This window comes from Phycicoccus flavus (assembly GCF_004025965.2).
GTDB classification, from domain to species: Bacteria; Actinomycetota; Actinomycetes; order Actinomycetales; family Dermatophilaceae; genus Phycicoccus; species Phycicoccus flavus.
The window spans coordinates 85,975-109,694 of record NZ_SAYU02000001.1; the positions used below are offsets into that span (position 1 = coordinate 85,975).

Below are 23,720 nucleotides of genomic sequence, written 5' to 3' on the forward strand. Positions count from 1 at the left end.
CGGCCGGGACGGCCCGCTGCCGCCCACCCACGGGGGCGGGGGGCGGCGGACCCGCCCCTTCGTGGTCACCGCACGGTGACGGTGAGCGAGCCGAGTACGTCGGTGCGCTCGTCGCCGACGAGGACGTGGACGGTGTAGGTGCCCGCCGCCGCCCAGGTGTGCGAGCCGCTGACCGTGGCCGTGCCGTCGGCGGCGGCCGTCACCGTGGCGTCCTCGGTGACCGTCCCGTCGCCCCACTGGACGCGGGCGGTGTAGCCGTCGCCGGGGACCCCGCCGGTCACCGTGCCGAGCGTGACCGTGGCGGCGGAGCCCTTCGTGGTGCTCGCGTCCGCCGCCGTCTCCAGGGCGATGGGCGCGCCGTCGTCGGCGACCGCGAGGACGTGGATCCGGCCCGCGGACTGCGGGTCGCCCGTCTGCCTCGCCAGCGTCACCGACTGCACGGTCTTGCCCTCCGGGATGTCGAGCGGCGCGGTGGCGAACAGCTTGACGTGGCAGCTGTCGGTGCCCGTGCCGTTCGTCCGGTAGGTCATCTCGACCGCGACGGTGTTGCCGAAGCGGGCGTCACCGCACCAGTCGCCGTACTGCACCGGGTACTGGACGGTCGAGCCGTCGGTGAAGGTCACCGTCGACATCGTGTCCTGGTTCTTCTGGGTCGCGGTGCCGATGAGCGACATCTGCGTGGCGCCGGGGGCGAGGGTGACGTCCAGCGTCTGGCCCGCACCCGTCGCGCTGTCCGGATCACCCGCGGGGACCGCCGGCAGCGACCAGGAGAGGTCGGAGCCGGGGACCGTGAGGAGCTTGCCCGGCACGACGCCCTGGTCGACGAGGGCCTGGCGGGCGATACCCGACCGTCCGCCGTCGCAGGCGACCGAGGTCCCCACGTCGCCGATGCACTGCAGGTCGAACGCCGCCGCGTAGGACGGGAGGACGGCCTGGTGCACGGTGGCGGCGCCGAGGGCCGAGGCCGACTCCTTGCCGAGGGTCACCGTGACCCGGGGCTGGTAGTACCCCGGCTCGGCCCAGGTGTGGGTGCCGGACACGGTGGAGGTCCCGAGGTCACCGGCCTTGACGACACCCTGGCTGGGCTCGGTGCCGTCGCCCCAGTCGATGGTCGCCGTCGCCGTGACGTCGGAGCCGGTGCCGTTGTCGGCGACGCCACCGGAGAACGTCGCGACCTGGCCGGACCACTCCTGGCCGGCCGAGGTCTCGACGGCGTCGCCGGCTGTGACCTTCAGGGCCGTGTTCTGCTCCTTCGAGCCGTCGGTGAGCAGCTCGAGCTCGGACAGGTTCACCCTGCCGGTCGCGTCCGTGACGACGAGCCGGTAGCTCGTGTAGGTCCCGGTGTGCGCGATCCGGAAGGGCCGGGTCTGGACCCGCCAGGGGAAGGTCTGACCGCTACGGGTGTCGAGCGTGCGCCAGGTCTTCCCGTCGTTCTTGGAGCCCTGGAGCCGCCACGCCGTCGGGTCGCCCTTCTCCGGGCCGGAGGTGACGGTGTACCAGGTGGCCCGCTGGCCGGCGCCGGACAGGGAGTACGTGACCGACGGGGTGGCCGAGGTGAAGGCCGCCGACGTCCTCGAGGTGTTGTCGAAGAGCGACGCCGCCGAGCCACCGGAGGCGAGGTCGGTCGCCGCTGCCTTCCCGCGGTTCTTGCCGGTGGCGTCCTTGAGCGGGTTCGGGGCCTCGGTGCCTTTCGTCAGCGACGGGGGCAGGTCCTGCTCCCGCGAGCCGAAGTCGGACGGCGTCGGGCCCATCCGGTACGTCACGGTCGTGGCGCCGGTGAGGTCCGCCTGGTCGAGGGAGACGCTCTGGTGGGTCTTGCCGTCCACCGTGACGCCCTGGACGTAGATGTTGCGCTCCGAGTTGCCCGGGGCCTCGAAGGTCAGGTCGCCCTGGGTGCGGTGGATCGTCGTCCGCTCGAACTTCGGCGAGCCGATGGCCCACTGCGACGAGCCGACCTCCAGCGGGTAGATGCCGAGCGCGGACAGGACGTACCAGGCCGACATCTCGCCGTTGTCCTCGTCACCGGGGTAGCCCTGGCCGGTCTCGGTGCCGACGTAGAGGCGCCGCAGGATCTCGCGGACCTTCTCGGCGGTCTTCCACTGCTGGCCGGTCCAGTCGTACATGTACGGGATGTGGTGGGAGACCTGGTTGCTCTGGCCGAGCATCCCCATCCGGACGTCGCGGGCCTCGCGCATCTCGTGGATGACGCCGCCGTAGCCGCCCGGCTTGGTCGCCGTCTCCGGCGTCGAGAAGAACTCGTCGAGCTTCTTCGCGAGCCCGTCCCGGCCGCCATAAAGGTTGGCCAGGCCCACCCCGTCCTGCGGTGCGTGGAAGGCGAAGTTCCAGCCGTTGGTCTCGGTGAAGTCGCCGCCCCAGTCCTCGGGGTCGAAGGAGGAGGCGTCGGGGAAGGCGCCGTCGGGCTGGCGTCCGCGGAAGAAGTCCGTCGCCTCGTCGAAGCTGTTGACGTAGTGCGTCGCCCGCTCCAGGAAGTACGCCGACTCCTCGCGCAGGCCCGCCCGGCGGCTGTCCGGCGTCGCCGGGTCCGTCGCGAGCTTCGCGGCCATGTTGCCGATGCCTTAGTCGTTGATGAAGCCCTCGAGTCCCCAGGACACCGACTCGTGCGTCGCGGTGCTCGTGTAGCCGAGGAACGTCGAGGTGTCGATGCCCTTGCGGCCCACCGCACTCGAGGTCGGCAGCACGGTCGCGTTCTTCAGCGCCGCGTCGTACGTCGACAACGGGTCGGGGATCTCGACGCCGCGCAGGTAGGCGTCGGCGAAGGCGACGTCCGAGCTCGTGCCGGTCATGAGGTCGGCGTAGCCCGGCGAGGACCAGCGGGCGACCCAGCCGCCGTCGCGGTACTGCTGGACGAAGCCGTCCTCGATCTCGGCCGCGACCTCCGGGTAGAGGAGGCTGTAGGCCGGCCAGACGGTCCGGTAGGTGTCCCAGAAGCCGTTGTTGACGTAGATCTTGCCGTCGACGACCTTCGCGTTCGTCGTCGTGGCGGTCGCGGAGCCGGACTTCGCCGACACGGGGCTGGCGTACCGGTAGCGCGGCGCGGCCGCGGTGCCGGTGTTCTCGAACTGGCTGTTCGGGTAGAGGTTCAGCCGGTAGAGGTTGGAGTACATCGTCGTGCGGTCGCTGTCGTTCGCGCCCTCGACGTCGACGACGCCGAGGCGCTCGTTCCACGCGGTGTTCGCGGCCTCCCGGACGCCGTCGAAGTCCCGGCCCGCGAGCTCGAGGGCGTGGTTGCGCTTCGCCTGGTCCAGGCCGATGAAGGACGTCGCCAGGTCCAGCACGACCGTCCGGTCCGTGCGCGTGTCGAACGTCGCGTACCGGGTGCCGGTGTGGCCGTTCGGCGCGGTGCCGGCAGAGGTGGGGGTGCGGTCGAAGGTGCCGTAGACGAACATCCGGCTCCGGCCGGCGGACAGGCCGCTGCCGTTGTCGACCCAGCCGGTGACGGTGCCGTCGGAGGGGTGGACGGTGAAGGAGCCGTTGTCGTTCACCGTGTCGAGGACGAGGTGGCCCGCGTCGGTGCCCTCGGGGAAGGTGAAGCGGAAGACGCCGCCGTGGTCGGCCGGGGTGTGCTCGGCGACGATGCCGTCGTCGAGGACCGCCCGGTAGTAGTCGGGGTGGGCGATCTCGCTCGCGTGGTCGAAGGGCAGGCCCCGGCCGGAGGCGCTGCCGGTGGGGACGCCGCTCGTCATCGACGGCATGACCGACATCTGGTTGCGGTCACCCATCCACGGGCTCGGCTCGTGCGAGACGGCCAACCCCTGCAGCACCGGGTGGTTCCGGGCGTTGTTGGCCTGCTGGTAGTAGTACTCCCACGACTGCGAGTTCGCGTTGGTCACGGGGGTGAGGAACGTGAAGCCGTTGGGCAGCGCGCTGATCGGCAGGTTGTTGCCGCGCGAGAACGAGCTCGAGGCGTTCGTGCCGCGGCGGACGTCGACGAAGTTCGTGAGGTCGCGGTCGTCGACGGCGGCCGGGGCGGCCTGGACGCTCAGGTCGTCGACCCAGCCGCCGAACCGGGTGTCGGTCCTCGCGGTCTCGTTGTCGTAGCCGAGGAGGATCCGGTCGACGGTCCGGCCGGCCGCGACGTCGCCGAGCGGGATCGTCACGGAGTTCCACTGGTCGGCGTAGAGGATCTTGCCCGCGCCCTGGCCGGCCGGGCTCGCGTCGACGCCGTGGACGTCGCTCGGGCGCAGGTCGGAGAGGTAGGTGCCGTCGGTGAAGTGCAGGTCGACGGCGGTGTGCGTCGAGGGATAGGTGAGGTCGCCGCCCACCATGTCCGGGAAGATCTTGTAGGACAGGGTGCTGTCGGCGCCCACGGGCAGGTCGACGTCGAAGAGCCGGTTCCAGGCGTAGCCGCGGCCGTCCGCGATGTGGCCGCCGGAGTAGCGCATCGCCTTGACGCCGGTCCAGCCGACGAGGGCTTGATGTTGTAGCCGCTGACCGGGCCGGAGCCGGTCCTGGTCACCATCGGGCCGGCGCCGGCCTCGCCGGTGGAGCCGTCCGAGAGGTCCCAGTCGGCGAGCTGGATGATGCCGCCGCCGTGGTTCGCGGTGACGTCGAGCCGGTAGTAGAGGTAGCTGCCGGGGTTGTCGATGTCGAAGGTCTTCGTCGTGAAGCGGTCGGCGAAGTCGATGCCGGTCTCTCGGTCGAGGTCGGTCCAGGTCTTGCCGTCGCTCGAGCCCCGGAGCGTCACGGCCCGGGGGTCGCGCTCGGGGGCGTCGTTGGCCGACGTCAGCGAGAACGTCACCGCCTTCGCCGGCGCGCCGAGCTCGTACTGCGCCCAGGCGGTCGAGGCGAACGCGAGCCACTTGCTGTCGGGGCTACCGTCCGCGAGGTTCGCGGCGACCTCGCCGGGCGCGTTCTCGGCGCTCGCGGTCACGTCGGCGACCTGGCCGAGGAGGCTGCCCTCGCTGCTCGTCGTGCCGGTGACGCCGTGCTGGCGCGGGCCGTCGGGGCCCACCTCGACCGTCGACACCTGGGGCTGGGGCTGACCCTCCTCGAAGGAGGTCGACCAGTCACCCGGGGCCGGGGCGGCCGCCGCCGGGAGGACCGCTCCCGCCATCGTCGTCGTCGTCGCCACCGCCAGCGCGGTCACCACCGCGCGGAACCTCGTCCTGCCACCCATCGGGTCCTCCGTGCTCGTCGTCGAGCCAGTCCCGGCCTGGAGCGGCGGCGACGATGCGGCCGGGGGAGGCCGCCGATGAGGGCGTCGCTGCCCACCGGTGCCCCGACCTTCGGTCGCCGCGCAGGACGTGTCAACCGGGGCCGACGGCTTGTCCGGTCAGGACAACGGCACCGGACAGGACCGGACCGCCCGGGTCCACCGCGGCCGGTCGTTGCCGGGCGGGGCGGTGCTCTGGTGTCATGACGCGGTGACCCCGACGTCGGACCACCGGCCCCCCGCGCGCCCGACGATGGCGGAGATCGCCGCGGAGGCGCACGTGTCGGTGAAGACCGTCTCGCGGGTCGTCAACCACCACCCCGGGGTCCGGCCCGACACGGCCGAGCGGGTACGCGAGATCATCCGGCGTACCGGGTTCCGCCGGGCCGGCGGTCTCGCGACGATCCGGGAGGGGCGGACCTTCACCATCGGGCTCGTCGTCGAGGAGCTGGCCAACCCGTTCTACTCGCAGATCGCCGCCGGGGTGGAGCGGGAGGCGCGGATGCACCGCTACCACCTCATCACCGCGTCGGCCGAGAACTCGCCGAACCGCGAGCGGGCCGTCGTCCAGGCGCTGCTGGCCCGGCGCGTCGACGGCGTCGTCGTCGTCCCCGCCGGCGAGGCTCCCGTCGCCGACCCGTCCCTCGAGGCCGCGGGGACCCCGATCGTCCACCTGGACCGGCCCGTGCGCGGGGCGCACTGCGACACGGTGCTGTCGGACAACCTCGGGGGGATGCGCAGCGCCGTCGAGCACCTCGTCGCCCACGGCCACCGGCGGATCGGCTTCCTCGGCGACGACCCGGAGTTCTGGACCGCGCGTCAGCGGCGGGAGTCCTTCCTCGCGACGCACGGCTCGATCGGGCTGCCGTCGCCGGCACCGGTCGTCATGGGCCCCCACGGCCCGGAGTCGGTGCGGGCGGCGCTCGCGGCCTGGACCGAGGGGCCGGAGCCGGTGACGGCGCTCGTCACCGGCAACAACCGCGTCACCGTGCTCACCCTCGTCGCGCTGCGCGACCTCGGGATCGCGCTGTCGCTCGTGGCCTACGACGACTTCGAGCTCGCCGAGCTCGTCGACCCGCCGGTCACGGCCGTCCACCTCGATCCGGCGGCGATGGGGGAGAAGGCGGCCCAGGTGCTCTTCGCCCGGCTGCTCGGTGACGAGTCGCCGCCCCGGACCATCGTCCTGCCGACCCGGCTCGTCGTCCGGGGCTCCGGCCGCCGCCCCGCCCGCGCCTGACCCCCCACCCTGGACCCGCGGGTCGGGTGGGGCGGGCGCGGACGGGTCCGGACGTGCGACGACCCCGGCGCGAGAGCTGCCGGGGTCGTCCCTCCCGCGCGGGGTCCTCGCGGAAGACGGGTGTCGTGGCCGACGGGCGGCCGCGACGGGTGGGTCAGTTGGCGATGCCGCCGCAGAGGACCGGGATGGTGGCCTCGAGCGGGAAGGCGTTGCCGAGCGAGGACGGGCCGGCCTCGAAGTCGTACTCGCCGTTGCCGTTGATGTCGATGCCGTGGACGACGACCTGGACGGTGCCGGCGTTGGCCATCGCCGAGTCCTGGCTGAACGTGCGGCTGTAGGAGAGGTAGCCGTTCTCGTCGGCGACCGCCATCCGGGTGAGGTCGAGCGCGCTGCTCGGCGACACGTCGCCGGTCGTGGTCAGCGAGGTGAGGATGCTGCCGTAGTACGGCACGCCCTCGACGACGGTGACGTAGCCGTCGCCGTTGACGTCGGCGTCGCTGTCCGGGCAGCCCATGTCCGTGGCCGGGCCGTCGACGCCGTGCAGGTGCATGGCGTGCGGGGCGTTGGGCATGAGGCCCCAGGCCTCGACCTTGACCTGCACCTTGCCGCTGGGCAGCGTCTTGATGCGGGTCGTGCCGTTGGCCTGGCTGTTCGGCACCGTGGGTGCCTGGACGGGGTCGAGCGAGTACGAGTAGCTCGCGACCTTGGCCGAGGGGTTGTCGTCGTGCGCGGCGAACGCAGCGCCGGCGGTACCGAGCGAGAGCGCGGCGGCGGCGGTGAGTGCGAGGGGGGTCCTGACCTTCATGGGGTGATCCTCCGTGGGGTTTCCCTGCGATGACGGACGACAGCATCTGTGGTGCCGTCCCGGGAGGCGGTTCGTCGCACCCCGCTCGGGCGGATTGCCCGGATCGCGGAAATCCTCCGACTTTCTCGCCGATGCCGGCGTTGCCCCTCTCACCCGCCCCACCGTCCTCGTCCGTCCCGTGCGGCGCGTGGATCGTCCTAGATCAACTTGACTGTTGATCAACTCAGTGATTTAATACAGACATGGAGAAGCCGGACGACGTCGACCGCGGGTTCGCCGCGCTGGCCGACCCCGTCCGCCGGGCGATCGTCGCGCGGCTCAGCCGGGGCCCGGCCACCGTCGGCGAGATCGCCGAGCCGTTCGACATCTCGCTGCAGGCGGTCTCGCGCCATCTGCAGGTGCTCGAGGACGCCGGCCTGGTGTCCAAGGGTCGCGACGCCCAGCGCCGGCCGGTCCGCCTCGAGCCGGCCGCCCTCGAGCGGCTCACCGCGTGGATCGACGGCTACCGGATCGCGGCCGAGCGGTCATTCCGCCGCCTCGACGCCCTGCTCGCCGAGGACCCCCAAGCCCCACCGGCGGCCCCGTCCGGGACCGACCCCACCACCCCCAGAAGGAGAGACCGATGAGCAACGAGCTGCACCTCGACGTCCCGAAGGACGTCCCCTGGATCGACTTCACCCGCGAGTTCGACGCCCCCGTCGCCGCCGTCTTCGACGCCCACCGCGACCCCGACAAGGTCCGGCGCTGGCTCGGCCCGCACGGCTACGAGATGGACGTCGTGCACTGGGAGTTCACCGACGGCGGCGCCTACGAGTACGTGCACCGCGACCCCGACGGCGGCGAGTACGGCTTTAGGGGCTCGTTCCACACCGTGCGCGACGACGAGACCGTCATCCAGACCTTCGAGTTCGTGGGCATGCCGGACCAGGTCGCCCTGGAGTTCCTCACCTTCGAGGACCTCGGCGACGGCCGCACCCGCCTGCGCGGCCGCAGCATCGGCCGCACCGTCGAGGGCCGCGACGCCATGGTCGAGAGCGGCATGGAGTCGGGCATGCGCGAGGGGTACGTGCGCCTGGACTCCGTGCTGCGCTGAGGGCGGCCCCGTGGCCACCGAAGGAGGACCCATGGACTGGACCCTCGAGGTCGTCGTCGTCCCCGTGTCCGACGTCGAGGCGTCGATCGCGTTCTACCGCGACCGGGTGGGGTTCGCCCTGGACCACGACACCGACGCCGGGTACGGGCGCATCGTCCAGCTGACGCCGCGCGGGTCGGGCTGCTCGGTGGTCCTCGGGACGTTGCCCCCCATGCAGCGCATGGCCCCCGGCTCGCTGCACGGGCTGCAGCTGGTCGTCCCGGACGCCCGGGCCGCCCACGCGGAGCTCGTGGGTCGCGGCGTGGCGTGCGAGGAGGTGACGGCGCTCGACGAGCGGGACGGCGGCACGCTGTTCGGGTTCGCGGACCCCGACGGCAACTCCTGGGTGGTTCAGGAGATCCGGGCCCGCGGCGGGTCCTCGTCGCCGCCCCGCGACCCCGCCGGCTGAGCGGACGGCCCGGGGGTCAGGGGGCCGGCGCGTCGTCCCCGGACCGCTCGGACGAGGTCCGGGCGGCGCGCTCGCGGAGCCGGTCGCGCACCTCGTCCGGGCTGTAGGCCCGGCGCGAGCGCTCGTCCCTCGTCACGAGCACCCCGGTGGCGACGACCCCGGCCGCCGACGCGATGCCGAGCAGCTTCCACATCCGGTTGCGGTCCACGGCGCTCACCCTAGCCACCGGGGGCCCGGCACACTGGGGCCATGGCGCGCCCCCGCTCGACCGCCGTCCCGTTCGACGACGCCGTCGCGACGACCCGCACCGGCGACCTGTGGATCTTCCGCGGCGGCACCGTCGCCGACCGGGCGATCCAGACGGCCAGCAACGCCCCGGTCAACCACGTCGGGATGGCCCTCGTCCTCGACGACCTGCCGCCGCTCATGTGGCACGCCGAGCTCGGGCGGTCACTGCGGGACCAGTGGACCGGCGACCACCACCGCGGCGTCCAGCTGCACGACCTGGCCGAGGCCGTGATGACGTGGCAGGTGCGCTACGGCCAGCGCGCCTGGCTGCGGCAGCTCGACCCGGCCGCCGGCGCCGCCGAGGAGGACGCCGCGCTGCGGGTCGTGGCCCGGCTCGACGGGGTGTCCTTCCCCTCGACGGTCCGGCTCGGCTGGCGGTGGCTGCGCGGGCGCGACGCCCACCTCACCCGGCGCTCGCGGGAGGCGAAGGGCCTGCGGCCGGAGGACGCGTACTGCGCGGAGGTCGTCGCCGCCACGCTCGAGGAGATGGGCGTGCTGCGCCCGGACGTCCCGACGAACTGGTACGACCCCGGCCGCTTCTGGAGCGGGGACTCCCTGCCGCTCGCCGAGGGCCGCCGCTACGGCGCCGAGGTCGAGGTCGCGCCGCCGGCCTGACCGGGGCCGTCCGCTCCGGCCGGCGGGGTCACGGGCGGCGGGAGCCTGCGCTGCCGCAGGACGACGACGAGGCCGACGCCGGTGCCGAGCACCGCGAGGTAGGCCGGGAAGGCCCAGACGGCGACGTCCCACCGGTCGATGGTCAGGAGGGTGACGTACCCGTTGACCGCCCCGAGGACGAAGACCACCGGGTTCTCGGTCCACGGGTGGGTCCAGGCCTTGCGGATCGTCGGCACGCCGGCGACGGCGTCGGCGAGCACGGCGAGGACGACGGCGCCCACCGGGTCGTCACGGGTCAGCCACACGCCGAGCGCGAGGACCGACACGAGCCCGCACGCGAGGTCGACGCGGCCCACGCGCCAGTACGCGGCCGGGTTGACGAACGTCGCGGCGGCGATGACCGCCGGGCCGAGGCCGATGGACAGGGTGAGGACGGCGGGCCACCCGACCCCCTCGTCCAGCTGGGCGAGGAAGCCGACGAGCGGCGCGGTCGCCCAGAGGATCCAGGTCACCCGGTTCGGCCGGGTCCGGCCGGCGACGGTGAGCCAGGCGTACCGGGTGCTGCCGACGAGGCTGAGCAGGGCTCCGAGGAGGACGAACCGCGGGTCGATCATCCCCGGCGGTCAGGAGCGGGCGCGCTGGCGGCGCACCCACGGCAGCGCCACCGCGACCACCCCGACCGACAGGGCGCCCGCCCCGCCGAGCAGCCCCCACAGCCCGCCCCACACCAGGAGGACCAGGCCCTCCCAGAACAGCGAGGTGTACTGCACGTCCGGGGTGTGCCGGCTCGCGAGCCAGGCGGCGCCGATGAAGCCCAGCGACGCGAGCACCATGAGGACGACCGTCACGCCTGCCGACCGGGCGAGGGTGCGCGCCGGAGGGAGCCCGCCCTCGGGCTCGGCCGCGTCGTCCGTGTCCGCGAAGGACTCGAACAGGTCGGGCTCCTGGCCCTCGGTGCGTCGGCGCATGGGGCCCGAGCATAGGCGTGACCGCGCCACGACGCACCGAGCGGGCGACGTCCGGCCCGGACCCGTCGCCGGTCCTTGCCGGCTGCGGGAGGTGTCGGGGCGGACGGCTCCTCTGCCACCAAAGCCCCACCCGTCGGTGGACCGGCCTACGGTGTGCCGCGGACGCCCCCGCGTCCGTTCCCGACGGAGGAGACCAACCCGATGCGACGATCTCGCACACTCGCGGCGACCGGTGTGGTGGCGCTCGCCACCAGCGCCCTCGCGGCGACGGCTGCCATCGCAGCCCCGACCGCGGTCCCGGCCGCGTCCGGTCACGGACCGGCGAAGTCCTACGTGGTGCTCGCGGAGAAGGGCACCGACGCCAAGGCCCTGGCCCGGCAGCTCACCCGGGCCGGCGCGACCGTGGAGTCGGTCAACTCGGCGATCGGCATGGTCACGGTGCGCTCCACCGTGACCGGCTTCGCGGCGAAGGCCCGCTCCCTGAAGGGTGTCGAGGCCGCCGCCGACAACAGCGTCGTCGGCAGGGCGCCGAAGGACGTCCCGCAGCAGATGGCGGTCGAGAAGCCCCGCAACGGGGCCGTCGGCGCGGCGTCGGGCCAGGGCAAGGGCGCCGCGGCGGGCAAGAAGACCAAGATGGACCCGTTCGACGGACTCCTCTGGGGCATGGACCAGATCGACGCCCCCGAGGCCCACCGCATCACGATGGGCAGCAAGAAGGTGCGGGTCGGCGTCATGGACACCGGCGTCGACGGCAGCCACCCCGACATCGCGCCGAACTTCGACCGGCGGCTGTCGCGCAACTTCACGAACGACGCCGACGACCCGCTGTTCGACGGCACCTGCGACTACGCGGGCTGCGTCGACCCGGCGGACGTCGACGACGACGGCCACGGCACCCACGTCGCCGGCACGATCGGCGCCGCGATGAACGGCCTCGGGGTCTCCGGCGTCGCGCCGAAGGTCGACCTCGTCAACGTCCGGGCCGGCCAGGACAGCGGCTACTTCCTCCTCGGCCCGACCGTCGACGCGCTCACCTACTCCGGTGACGTCGGCCTGGACGTCGTCAACATGTCGTTCTACGTCGACCCGTGGGCCTACAACTGCCCCGGCGGCGCGCCCGAGGACACCGCCGAGGAGGCGGCCAACCAGGACGCCATCATCGAGGCGATGAACCGGGCGCTCGCCTACGCCCACGACCGCGGCGTCACCCTCGTCGCCGCGCTGGGCAACGGGCACGACGACCTGGCGAACCCGCGGACGGACACGAGCAGCCCCGACTACGGGTTCGACGGTCCGCACCCGCGCACCATCGACGGTCAGGCCTGTGTCGACCTGCCCGTCGAGGGCCCCGACGTCGTCGGAGTTTCGGCGACCGGCCCGAGCGAGCGCAAGGCGTACTACTCCAACTGGACGACCGACCTCACCTCCGGTGAGATCGAGGTCTCCGCTCCCGGTGGCGACTTCTACGACGGCACCCCCCGGGACCCGGCGAACCTCATCCTGTCGGCCGCGCCGCTGCACGTCCTCCAGGCGAACGGTGACGTCGACGCCAACGGCGACATCACCCCCGCGGGTGAGGGCTTCGTGAAGAAGGACTGCAGGACCGAGGACGGCGAGGAGGTCTGCGGGTACTACCAGTACCTCCAGGGTACCTCGATGGCGTCGCCGCACGCCGCCGGCGTCGCGGCCCTCGTCGTCGCCGCCCACGGCGGGAAGACCGGTCCGGGCGAGTTCGGCCTGGCGCCCGACGTCACGGCGAAGATCCTCATGGACACCGCCCGCGACAAGGCCTGCCCGAACGGTGACGGCGGCGTGTACTCGTACGCGGCCCCGATCCCGGCGAGCTACAACGCCACGTGCGTCGGCACCGCCGACTTCAACGGGTTCTACGGCGACGGCATCGTCAACGCGCTGAACGCCGTGTCCTGACGTCGGCGCGGGGCCTTCGGGACCCCGAGCGGACGCGGACGCCGCCCGCCCCCACGGGGGTCGGGCGGCGTCCGCGTGCCGGGACCCGGCGTCCGTGTGCCGGAAGCCGGGCGTCCGCGCTTGGGGACCCGGGCGTCCGGCCGCGACGCCCGGTCAGGCCGTGAGGGCGTAGCCGGCGGCGGCCGCGCCGACGCCGAGGACGACGGTCAGCGCGACGATCCGGGTCGGCTCGAGGCGGTCGCCGTCCTCGGTGGCCTGCCAGATCTCCAGCGCCAGGCTGGAGAAGGTCGTGAAGGCCCCGCAGAACCCGGTGCCGAGGAGCGCGAGCCAGCCCGGGCCGGCCTTGCCGCCGACGAGCAGGCCGAGGACGAAGGCCCCCGCGACGTTGACGACGAGGGTGCCGGTCGGCACACTGGCGCCGAACCGGTCACGGACCGCCTGCCCCACGAGCATCCGGGCCGGCGCGCCGACCGCCGCCCCGAGCGCGACGAGCAGCGCGTGGGTGGCCGTCACGGTCCCGGCCGGGCCGTGCGGCCGAGGCGGACCCCCGCGGCGACGGCGAACAGTCCGGCGACGAACGTGAGCGTGAGGTAGAGGAGGGCGACCTGGACGTGCCGGCCCGCCCCCAGCTCGACCGTCTCGACGGCCAGCGCCGAGAACGTCGTCCAGCCGCCGAGCACCCCGACCCCGAGGAACGGCCGCACGAGGCGGTGCGCCCCGGGCCGGTCGACGAGGGACGCGACGAGCAGGCCCATCGCGAAGGCGCCGGTGACGTTGACGAGCAACGTCGCCCAGGGCACCTGGCCGGCGCCGTGCGGCAGGGCGAGCCCCACGCCCCAGCGCCCGAGCGAGCCGGCCGCCCCGCCGAGCGCGACCGACCCAAGCAGCCCGAGGTCCGGTGCGCGCCCCGGCGCGGGGCCGGGCACCGGAGCCGTCATCGGGCGCGGATGGTCTCGAGGTACTCGGCGATGCGGCCGACGGCCTCGGTGAGCACCTCTTCGTCCGGGAGGGTGACGAGCCGGAAGTGGTCGGGCTCGAACCAGTTGAAGCCGGTGCCGTGGGTGACGAGGATCTTCTTCGAGCGCAGCAGGTCGATGACGAAGGCCTCGTCGGACTCGATGGGGTAGACCTCGGGGTCCAGGCGGGGGAAGCAGTAGAGGGCGCCCTCGGGCTCGACGCAGGTGACGCCCGGGATGTCGGTGAGCAGACGCCAGGCGAGCTTGCTCTGCTCGCGGAACCGGCCGCCGGGGCCGATGAGCTCGTTGACCGACTGGTAGCCGCCGAGCGCGGTCTGGATCGCGTGCTGCGCGGGGACGTTGGCGCACATCCGCATGTTGGCGAGCAGCGTGAGGCCCTCGAGGAAGCTCTCGGCCAGGTGCTTGGGACCGCTGACCATGACCCAGCCGGCGCGGTAGCCGCACACCCGGTAGGCCTTGGAGAGGCCGCTGAAGGTGAGGCACAGCACGTCGTCGGCGGCGTAGGTCGCGACGTGGTGGTGCACGGCGTCGTCGAAGAGGATCTTCTCGTAGATCTCGTCGGCCATGAGGACGAGGTCGTGGCGCCGGGCGATGTCGACGAGGGCGCGCACCGTCTCCTGCGAGTACACCGCGCCGGTGGGGTTGTTCGGGTTGATGACGACGAGGGCCTGGGTGTCCGGGGTGATCTTGGCCTCGATGTCCTCGAGGTCGGGGTTCCAGCCGTTGGCCTCGTCGCAGCGGTAGTGCACCGGCGTCCCGCCGGACAGGGAGACCGCGCCGGTCCACAGCGGGTAGTCGGGCGCCGGGACGAGCACCTCGTTGCCGTCGTCGACGAAGGCCTGGAGGACCATCGTGATGAGCTCGGAGACGCCGTTGCCGATGTAGACGTCCTCGACGCCGGTGTCCCGCAGACCCCGCGACTGGTAGTACTGCGCGATGGCGGTCCGGGCCGAGTAGATGCCGCGCGAGTCGGCGTAGCCCTGGCTGTCGGGCAGGTTGTGGACCATGTCGGCGACGATGGCGTCGGGGGCCTCGAAGCCGAACGGAGCCGTGTTGCCGATGTTGAGCTTGAGGATCTTGTGACCCTCGGCCTCCAGGCGCTGGGCCTCGACGAGGATCGGCCCCCGGACGTCGTAGCGAACGTGCTGGAGCTTCTTGCTCTGGACGATCCGGCGCATGCCGCCAGTGTCTCAGCCCACCCCACCCCCCCGTCCTCCCGCCACCCCCCGCCGGGCGACATTTCGGGGTGACCCCGAAATGTCACCGAGACCCCCCGTTCGCAAGCCGTGTCTCAGCGACATTTCGGGGTCACCCCGAAATGTCACGGGGGGTTCGCCGGTGTGGAGGTGGGGGTTGCGGGGGGCTTACCGGTGGGCCGGGCCCGGGTGGTTGCGTGGGTGGGCCGCCCTAGCCTGGGCGGGTGGTGCGCATCCTGGTGGTCGAGGACGACGCGACGGTGCGCGACGCCGTCGCCGCCTACCTGGCGCGGGCCGGCCACGACGTCGAGACGGCCCCCGACGGCGAGAGCGCGGTGGCCGCGTTCACGGCCCGGCCCGCCGACCTCGTCCTGCTCGACCTCATGCTCCCCGGCCTCGGCGGGCTCGAGGTGACCCGGCGGCTGCGCTCGATGCGCCGCGACCTGCCGCTCATCATGGTCACCGCCCGCAGCCAGGAGCACGAGCGCGTCCAGGGCCTGCAGCACGGCGCCGACGACTACGTCACCAAGCCCTTCAGCCTGCGCGAGCTCGAGCTGCGGGTGCGCTCGGTCCTGCGTCGCGCCACCGCCCCACCGCCGGAGGTGGCCGGGGTGCTGCGCGACGGCGACCTCGTCGTCGACCTCGGCGCCCGCACCGTGACCCGCGGCGGCGAGGCGCTGTCGTTCACGGCCCGCGAGCTGGACCTGCTCGCCTGGTTCCTCCAGCACCCCGGCGTCGTCTGGTCCCGCGACGAGCTCATGCGCGAGGTCTGGGGCTGGGACGTCGGCGACGCGTCCACCGTCACCGTCCACGTCCGCCGGGTCCGCGAGAAGGTCGAGGCCGACCCCGGCGCCCCCGTCCGGCTCGCGACCGTCTTCGGCCGGGGCTACCGCTGGGACGCCGCTCCCGACGGCGCCGCCGCACCGGTCGCTTCCGACGCCGCCCCGACGACCGTCGATGCCGACGCGCCCGTCGACGACGCCCCGACGACCGTCGATGCCGACGCGCCCGTCGACGCCTCCCTCGACGCCGACGCGGCCGTCGACGACGCCCCGCCGGGCCCCCGCTCGTGACGCCCGAGACCAGCGCCGTCGCCCTGTCGGCCGTCGTCACCGCGGGCGCCGGCGGCACCGGCGCGCTCCTCCTCGCCCGCCTGGCCCGCGAGCGGCCGGCCGTCGCCGCCCTCGGCGCCCCGCTCGTCCTCGTCGGCTCGCTGGCCGCCGGCGTCGCCGTCGCCACCCGCTCGATGCTCATCGCCGAGGACGACTACCGCACACTGCTGTTCGTCCTGCTCGCCGGAGCGCCGATGGCCGTCGTCGTCGGGCTCCTGCTCGCCCGCCGGGTGTGGCGCCTGGAGCATGAGGCCGCCTCGTCCCGCGCGGCGCGGGCGCGCGACCGTGAGATCGAGACCTCCCGCCGCGAGACCATCCGCTGGCTCTCGCACGACCTGCGCACCCCGCTGGCCGGGATCCGGGTGCTCGCGGAGTCCCTCGAGGACGGCGCCGTCGCCGAGCCCGCCCGGGCGCACTCGAGCATCGTCCGGGAGGTCGACCGCATGGACGGCATGGTCGACGACATCGCCGAGCTGTCGCGCCTCCAGGGGCCGGCCGAGATGCCGCGCGAGCCGGTGGAGCTCGACGACCTCGTGTCCGACGCGGTCTCCGGGGTCTCGCCGCTGGCGGACGCCGCCGGGGTCCGCCTCGTCGCCGGGGACCTGGCCGGGGCGACGGTCCTCGGCGAGGCCCGCGCCCTCTCCCGCGCGGTCAGCAACGTGCTGCGCAACGCCGTCCAGCACACCCCGTCCGGCGGGAGCGTCACGGTCGGCACCCGGCGCGACGGCGACGTCGTGCGCGTAGAGGTCGCCGACGGGTGCGGTGGCCTCGACGAGGAGTCGCTGCGGCACGTCTTCGACGCCGGCTGGCGCGGCGACACCTCCCGGCACGAGCGCGGCATGGGCCTCGGCCTGACCATCACCCGCGAGGTCTCGCGCGCGCACGGCGGCGACGCGACGCTCGCGAACCTGCCGGACGGCGAGGGGTGCGTCGTCACCCTCGCCGTGCCCGACGCGGCGGCCGGACGACCGTCCGCCTCCGGCTGAGCGGCGCCCTCCTTACCCGGTCCTCACGGCCGACCCCCGGTGCTGGCCGGGCCGCCCGTCGGTGCGCTGGACTCGGGTCAGCACCCCAGCCCGAGGAGACCACGATGTCGATCCGCCGCCCCGCCCCGCCCCGCCCCGTCCGCACCGCCCACGCCGGCGCCCTGGCCGCCGCCGCGGTGGCAGCGCTGCTCGCCGGCTGCGGCAGCGCGGCCACGGACACCGGGGGCGCGGCCCCCACGCCGGCCGCCCCCTCCCCGTCGGCGCCGGCCGACACCCCGACCGCCGGCGCCTCGCCGGCGACGGACGACGCAGGAGCAGACTCCGCGGCCCCCGGCGCGTACGTCACCTACGAGGACTACGAGGCCGACCCCGGGGCCCACGCGGGGACGACGGTCGTCTACTTCTTCCACGCGCCGTGGTGCCCGAGCTGCCGCGCGACCGAGGAGGCCGTGCGGACCTCCGGGGTGCCCGCGGGCCTCACCCTCGTCAAGGTCGACTTCGACTCCGCGACGGCGCTGCGGCAGGAGTACGGCGTGACGACGCAGCACACCTTCGTCCAGGTGGCGCCGGACGGCTCGGGGCTCAAGACCTGGACCGGCAGCAGCGACGGCGCCGCCATCCTCGCCGAGACCGTCTGACGGAGGGAGCGCCGTGCTGCTCGCGCTCGCGGGCGCCCTGGTGGCCGGGGCGCTGACGACGCTCGCCCCCTGCGCGCTGTCGCTGCTGCCGGTCGTCGTCGGCGGCTCGGTGGCCGGCGGGCCGGGGCGCCCGGTGGCAAGGCGGGCGGCGCTCGTCGCGATCTCGCTCGGCGCGTCGGTGTTCGTCTTCACGCTCGTGCTGCGCGCCAGCACCGCGCTCATCGGCGTCCCACCCAGTGTCTGGCAGTGGCTGAGCGGCGGGCTGCTCGTCGCCCTCGGCGTCACCCAGGCGCTGCCCGAGGTCTGGGACCGGATCACCGTCGCGACGGGCCTCTCCGGGGGCAGCGCGCGGGGGCTCGCCGCCGCCCACCGGCGCGAGGGCGCGGTGGGCGCCGTGCTCACCGGTGCGGCGCTGGGGCCGGTGTTCACCTCGTGCAGCCCGCTCTACGGGTACGTCGTCGTCACCGTCCTGCCGGCCGAGCCCGTCCGCGGGCTGGCCCTGCTCACGACGTACGTCGTCGGGCTCGTCACCGTGCTGCTGGCCGTCGGGCTCGGCGGGCAGCGGGTCGTGCGGCGGATGCGCTGGGCGGCCGACCCGCACTCGCCGCTGCGCCGGGGTCTCGGGGTGCTCTTCGTCGTCCTCGGGGTCCTCGTCGCCACCGGGCTCATGCAGGACCTCGAGACCTGGGTGCTCGTGCACTCGCCGCTCGCGCCGTGGGAGATCGGCGCCGACCTCGGCCGCTGAGCCCGGCGGCGTCCGCGCCGCTGTCGCTGAGCCGGCGGCGTCCGCGCCGCCGCCGCCGCGCCTCGCGGTCCGGCAGACTCGGCGTCGTGGACGACGTCGTCGTGGAGCGGGTGCTGCGGGCCGTGGAGCAGGTGCCGCGCGGGCGCGTCGTGTCCTACGGCGACCTCGCGTCCCTCGTCGGCTGCGGGCCGCGCTACGTCGGCTCGATCATGAAGGCCTACGGCGGGAACGTCACGTGGTGGCGGGTGACGAACGCCGCGGGCGACCTGCCGGAACCGCTGCGCGAGCCGGCCCGCGAGCGGTGGGCGCAGGAGGGCATCCTGCCCAAGTCGAACGGCCTCGGCTGCCGCATCGCCGACTACCGGGCCGACCTCACCGCCCTCGCGGCGGCGTACGAGCAGGCCGTCGCCGACCTCCCGGGCTGACCGCGGAGTCGGCGGCCGCCGGCGGCTGAGCCCTCGACGCCGGACGTCACGATCCCGCATCGGCGTGCGGCTCCGACCAGCACGTTTGTGACACTGGGGTATGCGTCACCTCCGCCGTCCCGCCCCCCGCCCCGTCGCCGTCGTCTCCGGCCTCGCGCTGCTCGCGGTGACGGCCTGCTCGTCCGGCGGCGGTGACGACGTCGGCGAGGTCCCGGCCCCGCGGCCGTCCTCGTCGACCGCCACGACCGAGGAGTCCCCGAGCCCCGCCCCCCGCTCGACGCAGGAGCCGGACCTCGCCGTCGAGGTCGTCGCCGACGGGTTCGAGCACGGCTGGGACGTCGGCTTCCTGCCGGACGGCGGCGCCCTCGTCACCGAGCGGCCGGCGCGCCTGTCCTACGTCTCCTCGCTGCGCAAGGGGGCGGACGTCACCCGGGTGCGGGCCGACCTGGACGACGTGTTCGTCGAGAGCGAGGGCGGCCTCATGGGGCTGGTCGTCCACCCCGACTTCGCGGACAGCCGCCGGTTCACCACCTGCCAGACCCACGAGGAGAACGGCTCGCCGGTCGACATCCGGCTCGTCACCTGGCGGCTGTCGGCGGACGGGGCGTCGGCGGAGCGGGAGAGGACGCTGCTCGACGGGCTGCCCCTGTCGACGGGGCGGCACTCCGGCTGCCGGATGGTGGTCGACGAGGACGGCGCGCTGGTCGTCGGCACCGGCGACACCGCGGTCGGGTCCATCCCCCAGGACCTCACGAGCCTCGGCGGCAAGACGCTGCGGCTCGACCTGGAGACCGGGGACCCCATGCCGGACAACCCGTTCGCCGACGCGGACGACGAGGCGAAGCGGTACGTGACGAGCTTCGGCCACCGCAACATCCAGGGCATCGCGCTGCAGCCGGGCACCGGCGAGGTCTACACCGCCGAGCACGGTCCCAGCTTCGACGACGAGGTCAACCGCATCGAGTCCGGCGCCAACTACGGCTGGGACCCCGCGCAGGGCGGCACGGTCGGCGGCTACGACGAGAGCGTGCCGATGACCGACCGCAAGCGCTACCCCGACGCCGTGCCCGCCATCTGGCAGTCCGGCCGCTCGACCCAGGCGATCTGCGGCGCCGCGTTCCTCGAGGGCGAGCAGTGGGGCGCGTTCGACGGCGCACTGGTCATCACCGCGCTCAAGGGCGCCAAGCTGCTCGTCCTCCAGCTGAAGGACGACGGCACGCTGGCCGACGTCGCCATCCCCGAGTCGACGAACGGCCCGTACGGCCGGCTGCGGGCGGCTCGGCTCGGCCCCGACGGCGCCCTCTACGTGACGACGACCAACGGCGACGACGACAAGCTGCTGCGCATCACCCCCCGCACCTGACCCCGACCCCCCGGATCGCCGAGTCCCTGCGGCCCGCCGGCGAGGGCGTCGACGACCCGCCTCCCCGTCGAGGGGTCGTGACGCGCTGCACCCGGGTCGCTCGGTACAGCGCGTCGTGACTCCTCGACCCGGGGCTGTGGACGGCGGTCCGCGTCGCCCGGCCCTACGGTCCAGGGTGGCGGCATGCCCGCCCCGCTCCCCGCCGCCGCGTTCCCGCGCGGAGCCTTCCGGGTGCGTGACCTGGCGGCGTCGGGCGTCCCGGCGTCCCGGACGCGGCACCCGCGGTTGCTGCGGCCCACGCGCGGCCTGCGGGCCACCGAGGCGTTCGCCGACGTCGTCGAGCGCGCCCTCGGCTTCGCGGCGGTCCTCCCGTCCGACGTCGCGTTCTCGCACGTCACGGCGGCGGTGCTCCACGGACTCCCGCTGCCGTCCGACCTCGCGGGCGCGACGCTGCTCCACGTCATGCGCGACTCCGCGCGCACGCGCGTGCGGCGGGCCGGCTGCCGGGGTCACCGAGGGCTGGAGCGACGGGGCGTGACGACGGTCGACGGGCTCCGTGTCACCTCGCCCGAGGACACGTGGTGCGACCTCGGCGAGCTGCTCGGACCGGCGCTGACGTGGACCGACCTCGTGGTGGCGGGGGACGCGGTCGTGGGACGGCTTCCCGCCGGCGTCGCCACCCTGTCGGCGGTCATCGACAGGCGCCGCGCACCACGCGGAGCGGTCACCCTCCAGGACGCCGTCGCGGCGGTCCGGCCCGGGGTGCGCTCGCCGATGGAGACCCGGGCGCGACTCGTGGTCGTCGGTGCCGGCCTGCCCGAGCCCGCGGTGTGCGCCCCGGTGCTGGACCGGGCGGGGACGTGGCTGCTGGAGGGTGACCTCGTGTGGCATGCCCAGCGGGTCCTCGCCGAGTACCAGGGGGCCGTCCATGCGTCCCGCCGGCGTCGCAGCGAGGACGCGCAGCGGCTCGGGCTGGCTCGCGACGAGGGCTGGACCGTCGTCGAGCTGTTCGCCGAGGACCTCCTGCAGCGGTCCCGCCGGGTCACCACCCTGCTCCGGCTGGCCCGGGAGCTGGGGGCGGACCCGCGCTCGCTCCGGCTGGAGTGACCCGGGCCCCGGCCGGCGGTCGCGGGGCCGGGGATGGGGTGCCGGACGGGACGAGGGGTCGCGACACGCGGCACGCAGCGCACTCGGTGCAGCGCGTCGTGACCCCTCGTCCGGCACCACGCTCGCGGTCCCGCCGGGGGGCACGCAGCAGCGGCCCACCATCGGCGTCGGGCGGGCCGGCGGTCGCCGACTACTCGTCGACGATGGTCGTCGTCACGCTCGTGACCGACGGGCGGCGCGGCGTCGAGGAGAAGCCGAACCGGCACGGCGGGTCGACGGGGGCGAGCGCCCCGAGGTCGGCGCCGTCGAAGGAGCCGTGCATCGCCGTGACCGCGTGGACGTCGGTGGCGCCGTAGTACTCGCGCCGGCCGGCCCGGGCGACGCCGCGGGTGCGGACCCCGTCGAGGACGAGCCGCGCCACCGGGTCGGCGAGGGTCGCGAACGCCGGGCTCTCGGCGACCGGCCGGGGGACCGCCCGCAGCAGCCGGCCGAGCCCGGTGCGCGCGCCGACCTCGACCGTGAGCGACACCGACGGCGACGACGGCCCCCAGGACTGCGGCTCGGCGTCGCCGTCGGCCCAGCCGGCGAGGACCTCGACCGGCTCGATGCGCACCTCGTCGAAGGTGTACGTGGTGGCGACGAGCTCGGCGACCTCCTCGGTCGGCGCCAGCAGCACGCGGTGCCCGTCCGCCCCCTCGACCATGACGTCGGCGAACCCCCCGAACGGCGACTCCGTCCACCAGCCGACGACGACGCGCGTCCCCGACGTCGAGCCCACCCCGGCGATCCGCCCCCGGAACCGCTGCCGTCCGCTCACCGCCCCATCCTCGCCGACCCGGACGCGTCCCAACGGCCGGCGGTGCGGTGGAGCGGGGCCAGGACCCCGATCCACCGCACCGCTGCCCGCGAGCCAGCGGTCGACGCCGACCGGGACCCCGGGCCGTCCCGTCAGACGAGGGCGTCCACGGCAGAGCGGGGCTCGCGGCCGAGCAGCTCGGTCAGCACCGGGTCGGTGCCGGCGAAGAAGCCTGCACGCGCCGCCCGGTGGAAGCCGAGCAGGAAGCCGGTCATCTGCTCCGGCTGCCCGGCCGCGGTCCGCCCGGCGACCCACTCGTCGTCGTCGAGGAGCCGGAGCCCGATGTCCCGGCCGGTGGCCTCGGAGGCCGCCGCAGCGAGCTCGGCGAAGGTCCACGTCCGCGGCGCGGTCAGGGTGACCGCGCCGTCGTACGCGCCGTCCGCCTCGAGGATGCGCGCCGCTGCCTCGGCCTCGTCCTCGCGCGCCGTCCACGAGACCGGGCCGTCGCCGGGCACCGTGATGACGCCGGTCTCCCGCCAGGGGCCGGCCAACCACTGGAGGCTGTGCGCGTAGAAGCCGTTGCGCAATGAAGTCCACGGGAGCCCGGACTCCGCCAACAGCTGCTCCGTCGCGGCGTGGTCCTGCCCCGGCCGGAACGGGTTGTCCGGCGCCGCTGCCTGATGGCTCGTGTAGAGGACCCGCCCGACCCCGACGTGCACCGCGGCGTCGATCGCGGCGCGGTGGAGCGCAACGGCGTCCTCAGCGGGGTCGTTGGAGGAGACGAGGAGCAGCTGGTCCGCCCCCGCGAACGCCGCCGGCAGGGAGTCGGGCTCGGCGTAGTCGCCGTGCCGCACCTCGACCCCGGCCCGGGCGAAATGCTCGGCCTTCGCGGCGTCGCGGGCGACGACGACGATCTCGTCGGCCGGCATGCGCTGGAGGAGGTGCTCGGTGGTCGCGCCGCCCAGGGCGCCGGTCGCTCCGGTGATGATGATCATTGGTTCGCCTTTCGTGTTATCGACGTTAGCGAGCGTAGGCGCACGGATCAGTGGAAGCAAGTTGCTGTTACCGTTGGTCCGTGACCGAGGCCGACACCCCCCGTCAGGCGACGCGCACGGCGATCGTCGAGGCCGCGGCCCGCCTCCTGCGTGACGGCGGCCCCGCGGCGATGACGACCCGCGGCGTCGCCGAGGCCGCCGGCGTTCAGGCGCCGACCATCTACCGGCAGTTCGGCGACAAGGACGGACTGCTGGAGGCCGTCGCGGAGCACGTCATGGCGACCTTCGTCGCGGCCAAGGTCGACGCCGCCGCCGCCGAGGCCGCCGCCGACGCCGACCCCCTCGAGGACCTGCGCCGCAGCTGGGCCCGGCAGGTCGACTTCGGCCTGGCGAACCCCGCGGTGTTCCGGCTCCTCGGCGACCCCGAGCGCGTCGTCGACTCGCCCGCGGCCCGGACGGGCCGGGAGGTCCTCGCCGCGCGCGTCCACCGGCTCGCCGTCGTGGGGCGTCTCGCCGTCCCCGAGCGGCAGGCGGTCGACCTCATCCAGGCCGCCGGGGTCGGCGTGATCCAGCAGCTGCTCGCCACCCCCGTCGAGGACCGCGACCCGACCCTCGCGGGGGAGATGTTCGAGGCCGTCCTCGGCCGGATCCTCGGCGCCGCGCCTCCGCCCGCCGGAGCCGGACCCGCCGCCGCGGCCGTCCACCTGCGCGCCGTCGTGTCCGAGCTGGACGCCCTGAGCGAGCCCGAGCGCCGGCTCCTCGCCGAGTGGCTCGACCGCGTCCTCGCGCGGCCCGGCCCGTCGTCCGACGGCCTCGGCGCCTGA

General features: G+C 74.4%; 24 protein-coding genes and 1 pseudogene. 14 read left to right on the forward strand and 11 right to left on the reverse strand.

Translation table 11 applies throughout. From position 1 onward, the window contains the following. Window positions 1-65: 65 nt before the first annotated feature. Window positions 66-4,118: pseudogene (locus tag EPD83_RS00395) on the reverse strand (GH92 family glycosyl hydrolase). Beyond that, the gene (locus EPD83_RS20515; protein ID WP_322095759.1) at window positions 4,115-5,137 is read right to left on the reverse strand and encodes a discoidin domain-containing protein; all 1,023 of its coding nucleotides are present in this window, start codon (window positions 5,135-5,137) and stop codon (window positions 4,115-4,117) included. The pseudogene EPD83_RS00395 and the gene EPD83_RS20515 overlap by 4 nt, the downstream one beginning before the upstream one ends. A 247-nt stretch (window positions 5,138-5,384) precedes the next feature. Here EPD83_RS20515 and EPD83_RS00400 point away from each other — a divergent pair, with 247 nt between their 5' ends. Next, window positions 5,385-6,410 carry a LacI family DNA-binding transcriptional regulator gene (locus EPD83_RS00400; protein ID WP_235950264.1) on the forward strand — a complete coding sequence of 342 codons (1,026 nt, stop codon included), beginning with the start codon at window positions 5,385-5,387 and terminating at the stop codon, window positions 6,408-6,410. Window positions 6,411-6,564: 154 nt separating this feature from the next. Here EPD83_RS00400 and EPD83_RS00405 read toward each other — a convergent pair whose 3' ends face one another. After that, entirely contained in the window at window positions 6,565-7,215 is a 651-nt protein-coding gene (locus tag EPD83_RS00405) for a hypothetical protein (RefSeq protein ID WP_128365525.1), read from the reverse strand. Between the two features lie 242 nt (window positions 7,216-7,457). Between EPD83_RS00405 and EPD83_RS00410 the strand changes: the two genes are divergently transcribed. From EPD83_RS00410 to EPD83_RS00420, 3 genes are read left to right on the forward strand one after another with little or no spacing between them, the layout of a single operon-like run. After that, entirely contained in the window at window positions 7,458-7,841 is a 384-nt protein-coding gene (locus EPD83_RS00410) for an ArsR/SmtB family transcription factor (RefSeq protein WP_128365524.1), read from the forward strand. Beyond that, window positions 7,838-8,308: an SRPBCC family protein gene (locus EPD83_RS00415; protein ID WP_128365523.1), complete on the forward strand. Its 471-nt coding sequence runs from the start codon at window positions 7,838-7,840 to the stop codon at window positions 8,306-8,308. The genes EPD83_RS00410 and EPD83_RS00415 overlap by 4 nt, the downstream gene beginning before the upstream one ends. Before the next feature lie 31 nt (window positions 8,309-8,339). Beyond that, the gene (locus EPD83_RS00420) at window positions 8,340-8,756 is read left to right on the forward strand and encodes a VOC family protein (RefSeq protein WP_128365522.1); all 417 of its coding nucleotides are present in this window, start codon (window positions 8,340-8,342) and stop codon (window positions 8,754-8,756) included. Window positions 8,757-8,772: 16 nt separating this feature from the next. Here the strand turns inward: EPD83_RS00420 and EPD83_RS00425 are convergent, their stop codons facing one another. Beyond that, the gene (locus EPD83_RS00425; RefSeq protein WP_128365521.1) at window positions 8,773-8,964 is read right to left on the reverse strand and encodes a hypothetical protein; all 192 of its coding nucleotides are present in this window, start codon (window positions 8,962-8,964) and stop codon (window positions 8,773-8,775) included. Window positions 8,965-9,005: 41 nt separating this feature from the next. Between EPD83_RS00425 and EPD83_RS00430 the strand changes: the two genes are divergently transcribed. After that, complete coding sequence (locus EPD83_RS00430; protein ID WP_128365520.1) at window positions 9,006-9,659, forward strand: hypothetical protein; 654 nt, start codon at window positions 9,006-9,008, stop codon at window positions 9,657-9,659. Here the strand turns inward: EPD83_RS00430 and EPD83_RS00435 are convergent. Together EPD83_RS00435 and EPD83_RS00440 are read right to left on the reverse strand one after the other, a co-directional pair. After that, window positions 9,623-10,273 (reverse strand): hypothetical protein, encoded by a 651-nt coding sequence (locus tag EPD83_RS00435; RefSeq protein ID WP_128365519.1) that lies wholly within the window; start codon window positions 10,271-10,273, stop codon window positions 9,623-9,625. The genes EPD83_RS00430 and EPD83_RS00435 overlap by 37 nt on opposite strands. A 9-nt stretch (window positions 10,274-10,282) precedes the next feature. After that, window positions 10,283-10,627, reverse strand: coding sequence for a hypothetical protein (locus EPD83_RS00440; protein WP_128365518.1), 345 nt, complete (start codon window positions 10,625-10,627; stop codon window positions 10,283-10,285). A gap of 201 nt (window positions 10,628-10,828) precedes the next feature. Here EPD83_RS00440 and EPD83_RS00445 point away from each other — a divergent pair, with 201 nt between their 5' ends. After that, on the forward strand, window positions 10,829-12,556 hold the full coding sequence (locus tag EPD83_RS00445; RefSeq protein WP_128365517.1) for a S8 family serine peptidase: 1,728 nt from the start codon (window positions 10,829-10,831) through the stop codon (window positions 12,554-12,556). A 153-nt stretch (window positions 12,557-12,709) separates the two neighbouring features. Here the strand turns inward: EPD83_RS00445 and EPD83_RS00450 are convergent, their stop codons facing one another. Genes EPD83_RS00450 through EPD83_RS00460 form a run of 3 tightly spaced genes read right to left on the reverse strand, consistent with a single transcriptional unit; the run spans window position 12,710 to window position 14,711 of the window. Next, complete coding sequence (locus tag EPD83_RS00450; protein WP_205859352.1) at window positions 12,710-13,069, reverse strand: fluoride efflux transporter FluC; 360 nt, start codon at window positions 13,067-13,069, stop codon at window positions 12,710-12,712. Beyond that, window positions 13,066-13,494 (reverse strand): fluoride efflux transporter FluC, encoded by a 429-nt coding sequence (locus tag EPD83_RS00455; RefSeq protein WP_128368329.1) that lies wholly within the window; start codon window positions 13,492-13,494, stop codon window positions 13,066-13,068. The genes EPD83_RS00450 and EPD83_RS00455 overlap by 4 nt, the downstream gene beginning before the upstream one ends. After that, complete coding sequence (locus EPD83_RS00460) at window positions 13,491-14,711, reverse strand: pyridoxal phosphate-dependent aminotransferase (protein WP_128368330.1); 1,221 nt, start codon at window positions 14,709-14,711, stop codon at window positions 13,491-13,493. Before EPD83_RS00460 ends, EPD83_RS00455 begins: the two co-directional genes overlap by 4 nt. Before the next feature lie 242 nt (window positions 14,712-14,953). On the opposite strand from EPD83_RS00460, the gene EPD83_RS00465 reads away from it, so the two are divergent. The 7 genes from EPD83_RS00465 (at window position 14,954) to EPD83_RS00495 (ending at window position 21,105) form a co-directional block, all read left to right on the forward strand. Next, window positions 14,954-15,802 (forward strand): response regulator transcription factor, encoded by an 849-nt coding sequence (locus tag EPD83_RS00465; RefSeq protein WP_165566107.1) that lies wholly within the window; start codon window positions 14,954-14,956, stop codon window positions 15,800-15,802. After that, window positions 15,799-16,827, forward strand: coding sequence for a sensor histidine kinase (locus EPD83_RS00470; RefSeq protein WP_165566108.1), 1,029 nt, complete (start codon window positions 15,799-15,801; stop codon window positions 16,825-16,827). Before EPD83_RS00465 ends, EPD83_RS00470 begins: the two co-directional genes overlap by 4 nt. Window positions 16,828-16,931: 104 nt before the next feature. Then, on the forward strand, window positions 16,932-17,465 hold the full coding sequence (locus tag EPD83_RS00475) for a thioredoxin family protein (protein ID WP_165566109.1): 534 nt from the start codon (window positions 16,932-16,934) through the stop codon (window positions 17,463-17,465). A 13-nt stretch (window positions 17,466-17,478) separates the two neighbouring features. Then, on the forward strand, window positions 17,479-18,210 hold the full coding sequence (locus EPD83_RS00480; protein ID WP_235950265.1) for a cytochrome c biogenesis protein CcdA: 732 nt from the start codon (window positions 17,479-17,481) through the stop codon (window positions 18,208-18,210). A gap of 86 nt (window positions 18,211-18,296) precedes the next feature. Continuing rightward, window positions 18,297-18,635, forward strand: a complete 339-nt coding sequence (locus tag EPD83_RS00485) for an MGMT family protein (protein ID WP_165566110.1) — start codon at window positions 18,297-18,299, stop codon at window positions 18,633-18,635. Between the two features lie 100 nt (window positions 18,636-18,735). Continuing rightward, the gene (locus EPD83_RS00490) at window positions 18,736-19,998 is read left to right on the forward strand and encodes a PQQ-dependent sugar dehydrogenase (protein WP_165566111.1); all 1,263 of its coding nucleotides are present in this window, start codon (window positions 18,736-18,738) and stop codon (window positions 19,996-19,998) included. 183 nt (window positions 19,999-20,181) lie between these two features. Next, window positions 20,182-21,105 carry a hypothetical protein gene (locus EPD83_RS00495; RefSeq protein WP_128366619.1) on the forward strand — a complete coding sequence of 308 codons (924 nt, stop codon included), beginning with the start codon at window positions 20,182-20,184 and terminating at the stop codon, window positions 21,103-21,105. Between the two features lie 190 nt (window positions 21,106-21,295). On the opposite strand, the gene EPD83_RS00500 is transcribed toward EPD83_RS00495, so the two are convergent. Together EPD83_RS00500 and EPD83_RS00505 are read right to left on the reverse strand one after the other, a co-directional pair. Continuing rightward, window positions 21,296-21,922, reverse strand: a complete 627-nt coding sequence (locus tag EPD83_RS00500) for a hypothetical protein (RefSeq protein WP_128366618.1) — start codon at window positions 21,920-21,922, stop codon at window positions 21,296-21,298. A 131-nt stretch (window positions 21,923-22,053) separates the two neighbouring features. After that, a complete protein-coding gene (locus EPD83_RS00505; RefSeq protein ID WP_128366617.1) occupies window positions 22,054-22,896 on the reverse strand; it encodes an NAD(P)H-binding protein in 843 nt (280 codons plus the stop codon). An 80-nt stretch (window positions 22,897-22,976) separates the two neighbouring features. Here EPD83_RS00505 and EPD83_RS00510 point away from each other — a divergent pair, with 80 nt between their 5' ends. Continuing rightward, window positions 22,977-23,720, forward strand: a complete 744-nt coding sequence (locus EPD83_RS00510; RefSeq protein WP_128366616.1) for a TetR/AcrR family transcriptional regulator — start codon at window positions 22,977-22,979, stop codon at window positions 23,718-23,720.

Excerpts from the sequence above, each read along its gene's own strand:
- EPD83_RS00495 (WP_128366619.1), top strand. The coding sequence starts at position 20,182 with ATGCCCGCCCCGCTCCCCGCCGCCGCGTTCCCGCGCGGAGCCTTCCGG.
- EPD83_RS00445 (WP_128365517.1), top strand. The coding sequence starts at position 10,829 with ATGCGACGATCTCGCACACTCGCGGCGACCGGTGTGGTGGCGCTCGCC.
- EPD83_RS00475 (WP_165566109.1), top strand. The coding sequence starts at position 16,932 with ATGTCGATCCGCCGCCCCGCCCCGCCCCGCCCCGTCCGCACCGCCCAC.
- EPD83_RS00505 (WP_128366617.1), bottom strand. The coding sequence starts at position 22,896 with ATGATCATCATCACCGGAGCGACCGGCGCCCTGGGCGGCGCGACCACC.
- EPD83_RS00405 (WP_128365525.1), bottom strand. The coding sequence starts at position 7,215 with ATGAAGGTCAGGACCCCCCTCGCACTCACCGCCGCCGCCGCGCTCTCG.
- EPD83_RS20515 (WP_322095759.1), bottom strand. The coding sequence starts at position 5,137 with ATGGGTGGCAGGACGAGGTTCCGCGCGGTGGTGACCGCGCTGGCGGTG.
- EPD83_RS00455 (WP_128368329.1), bottom strand. The coding sequence starts at position 13,494 with ATGACGGCTCCGGTGCCCGGCCCCGCGCCGGGGCGCGCACCGGACCTC.
- EPD83_RS00430 (WP_128365520.1), top strand. The coding sequence starts at position 9,006 with ATGGCGCGCCCCCGCTCGACCGCCGTCCCGTTCGACGACGCCGTCGCG.
- EPD83_RS00415 (WP_128365523.1), top strand. The coding sequence starts at position 7,838 with ATGAGCAACGAGCTGCACCTCGACGTCCCGAAGGACGTCCCCTGGATC.
- EPD83_RS00490 (WP_165566111.1), top strand. The coding sequence starts at position 18,736 with ATGCGTCACCTCCGCCGTCCCGCCCCCCGCCCCGTCGCCGTCGTCTCC.
- EPD83_RS00410 (WP_128365524.1), top strand. The coding sequence starts at position 7,458 with ATGGAGAAGCCGGACGACGTCGACCGCGGGTTCGCCGCGCTGGCCGAC.
- EPD83_RS00435 (WP_128365519.1), bottom strand. The coding sequence starts at position 10,273 with ATGATCGACCCGCGGTTCGTCCTCCTCGGAGCCCTGCTCAGCCTCGTC.
- EPD83_RS00420 (WP_128365522.1), top strand. The coding sequence starts at position 8,340 with ATGGACTGGACCCTCGAGGTCGTCGTCGTCCCCGTGTCCGACGTCGAG.
- EPD83_RS00440 (WP_128365518.1), bottom strand. The coding sequence starts at position 10,627 with ATGCGCCGACGCACCGAGGGCCAGGAGCCCGACCTGTTCGAGTCCTTC.
- EPD83_RS00460 (WP_128368330.1), bottom strand. The coding sequence starts at position 14,711 with ATGCGCCGGATCGTCCAGAGCAAGAAGCTCCAGCACGTTCGCTACGAC.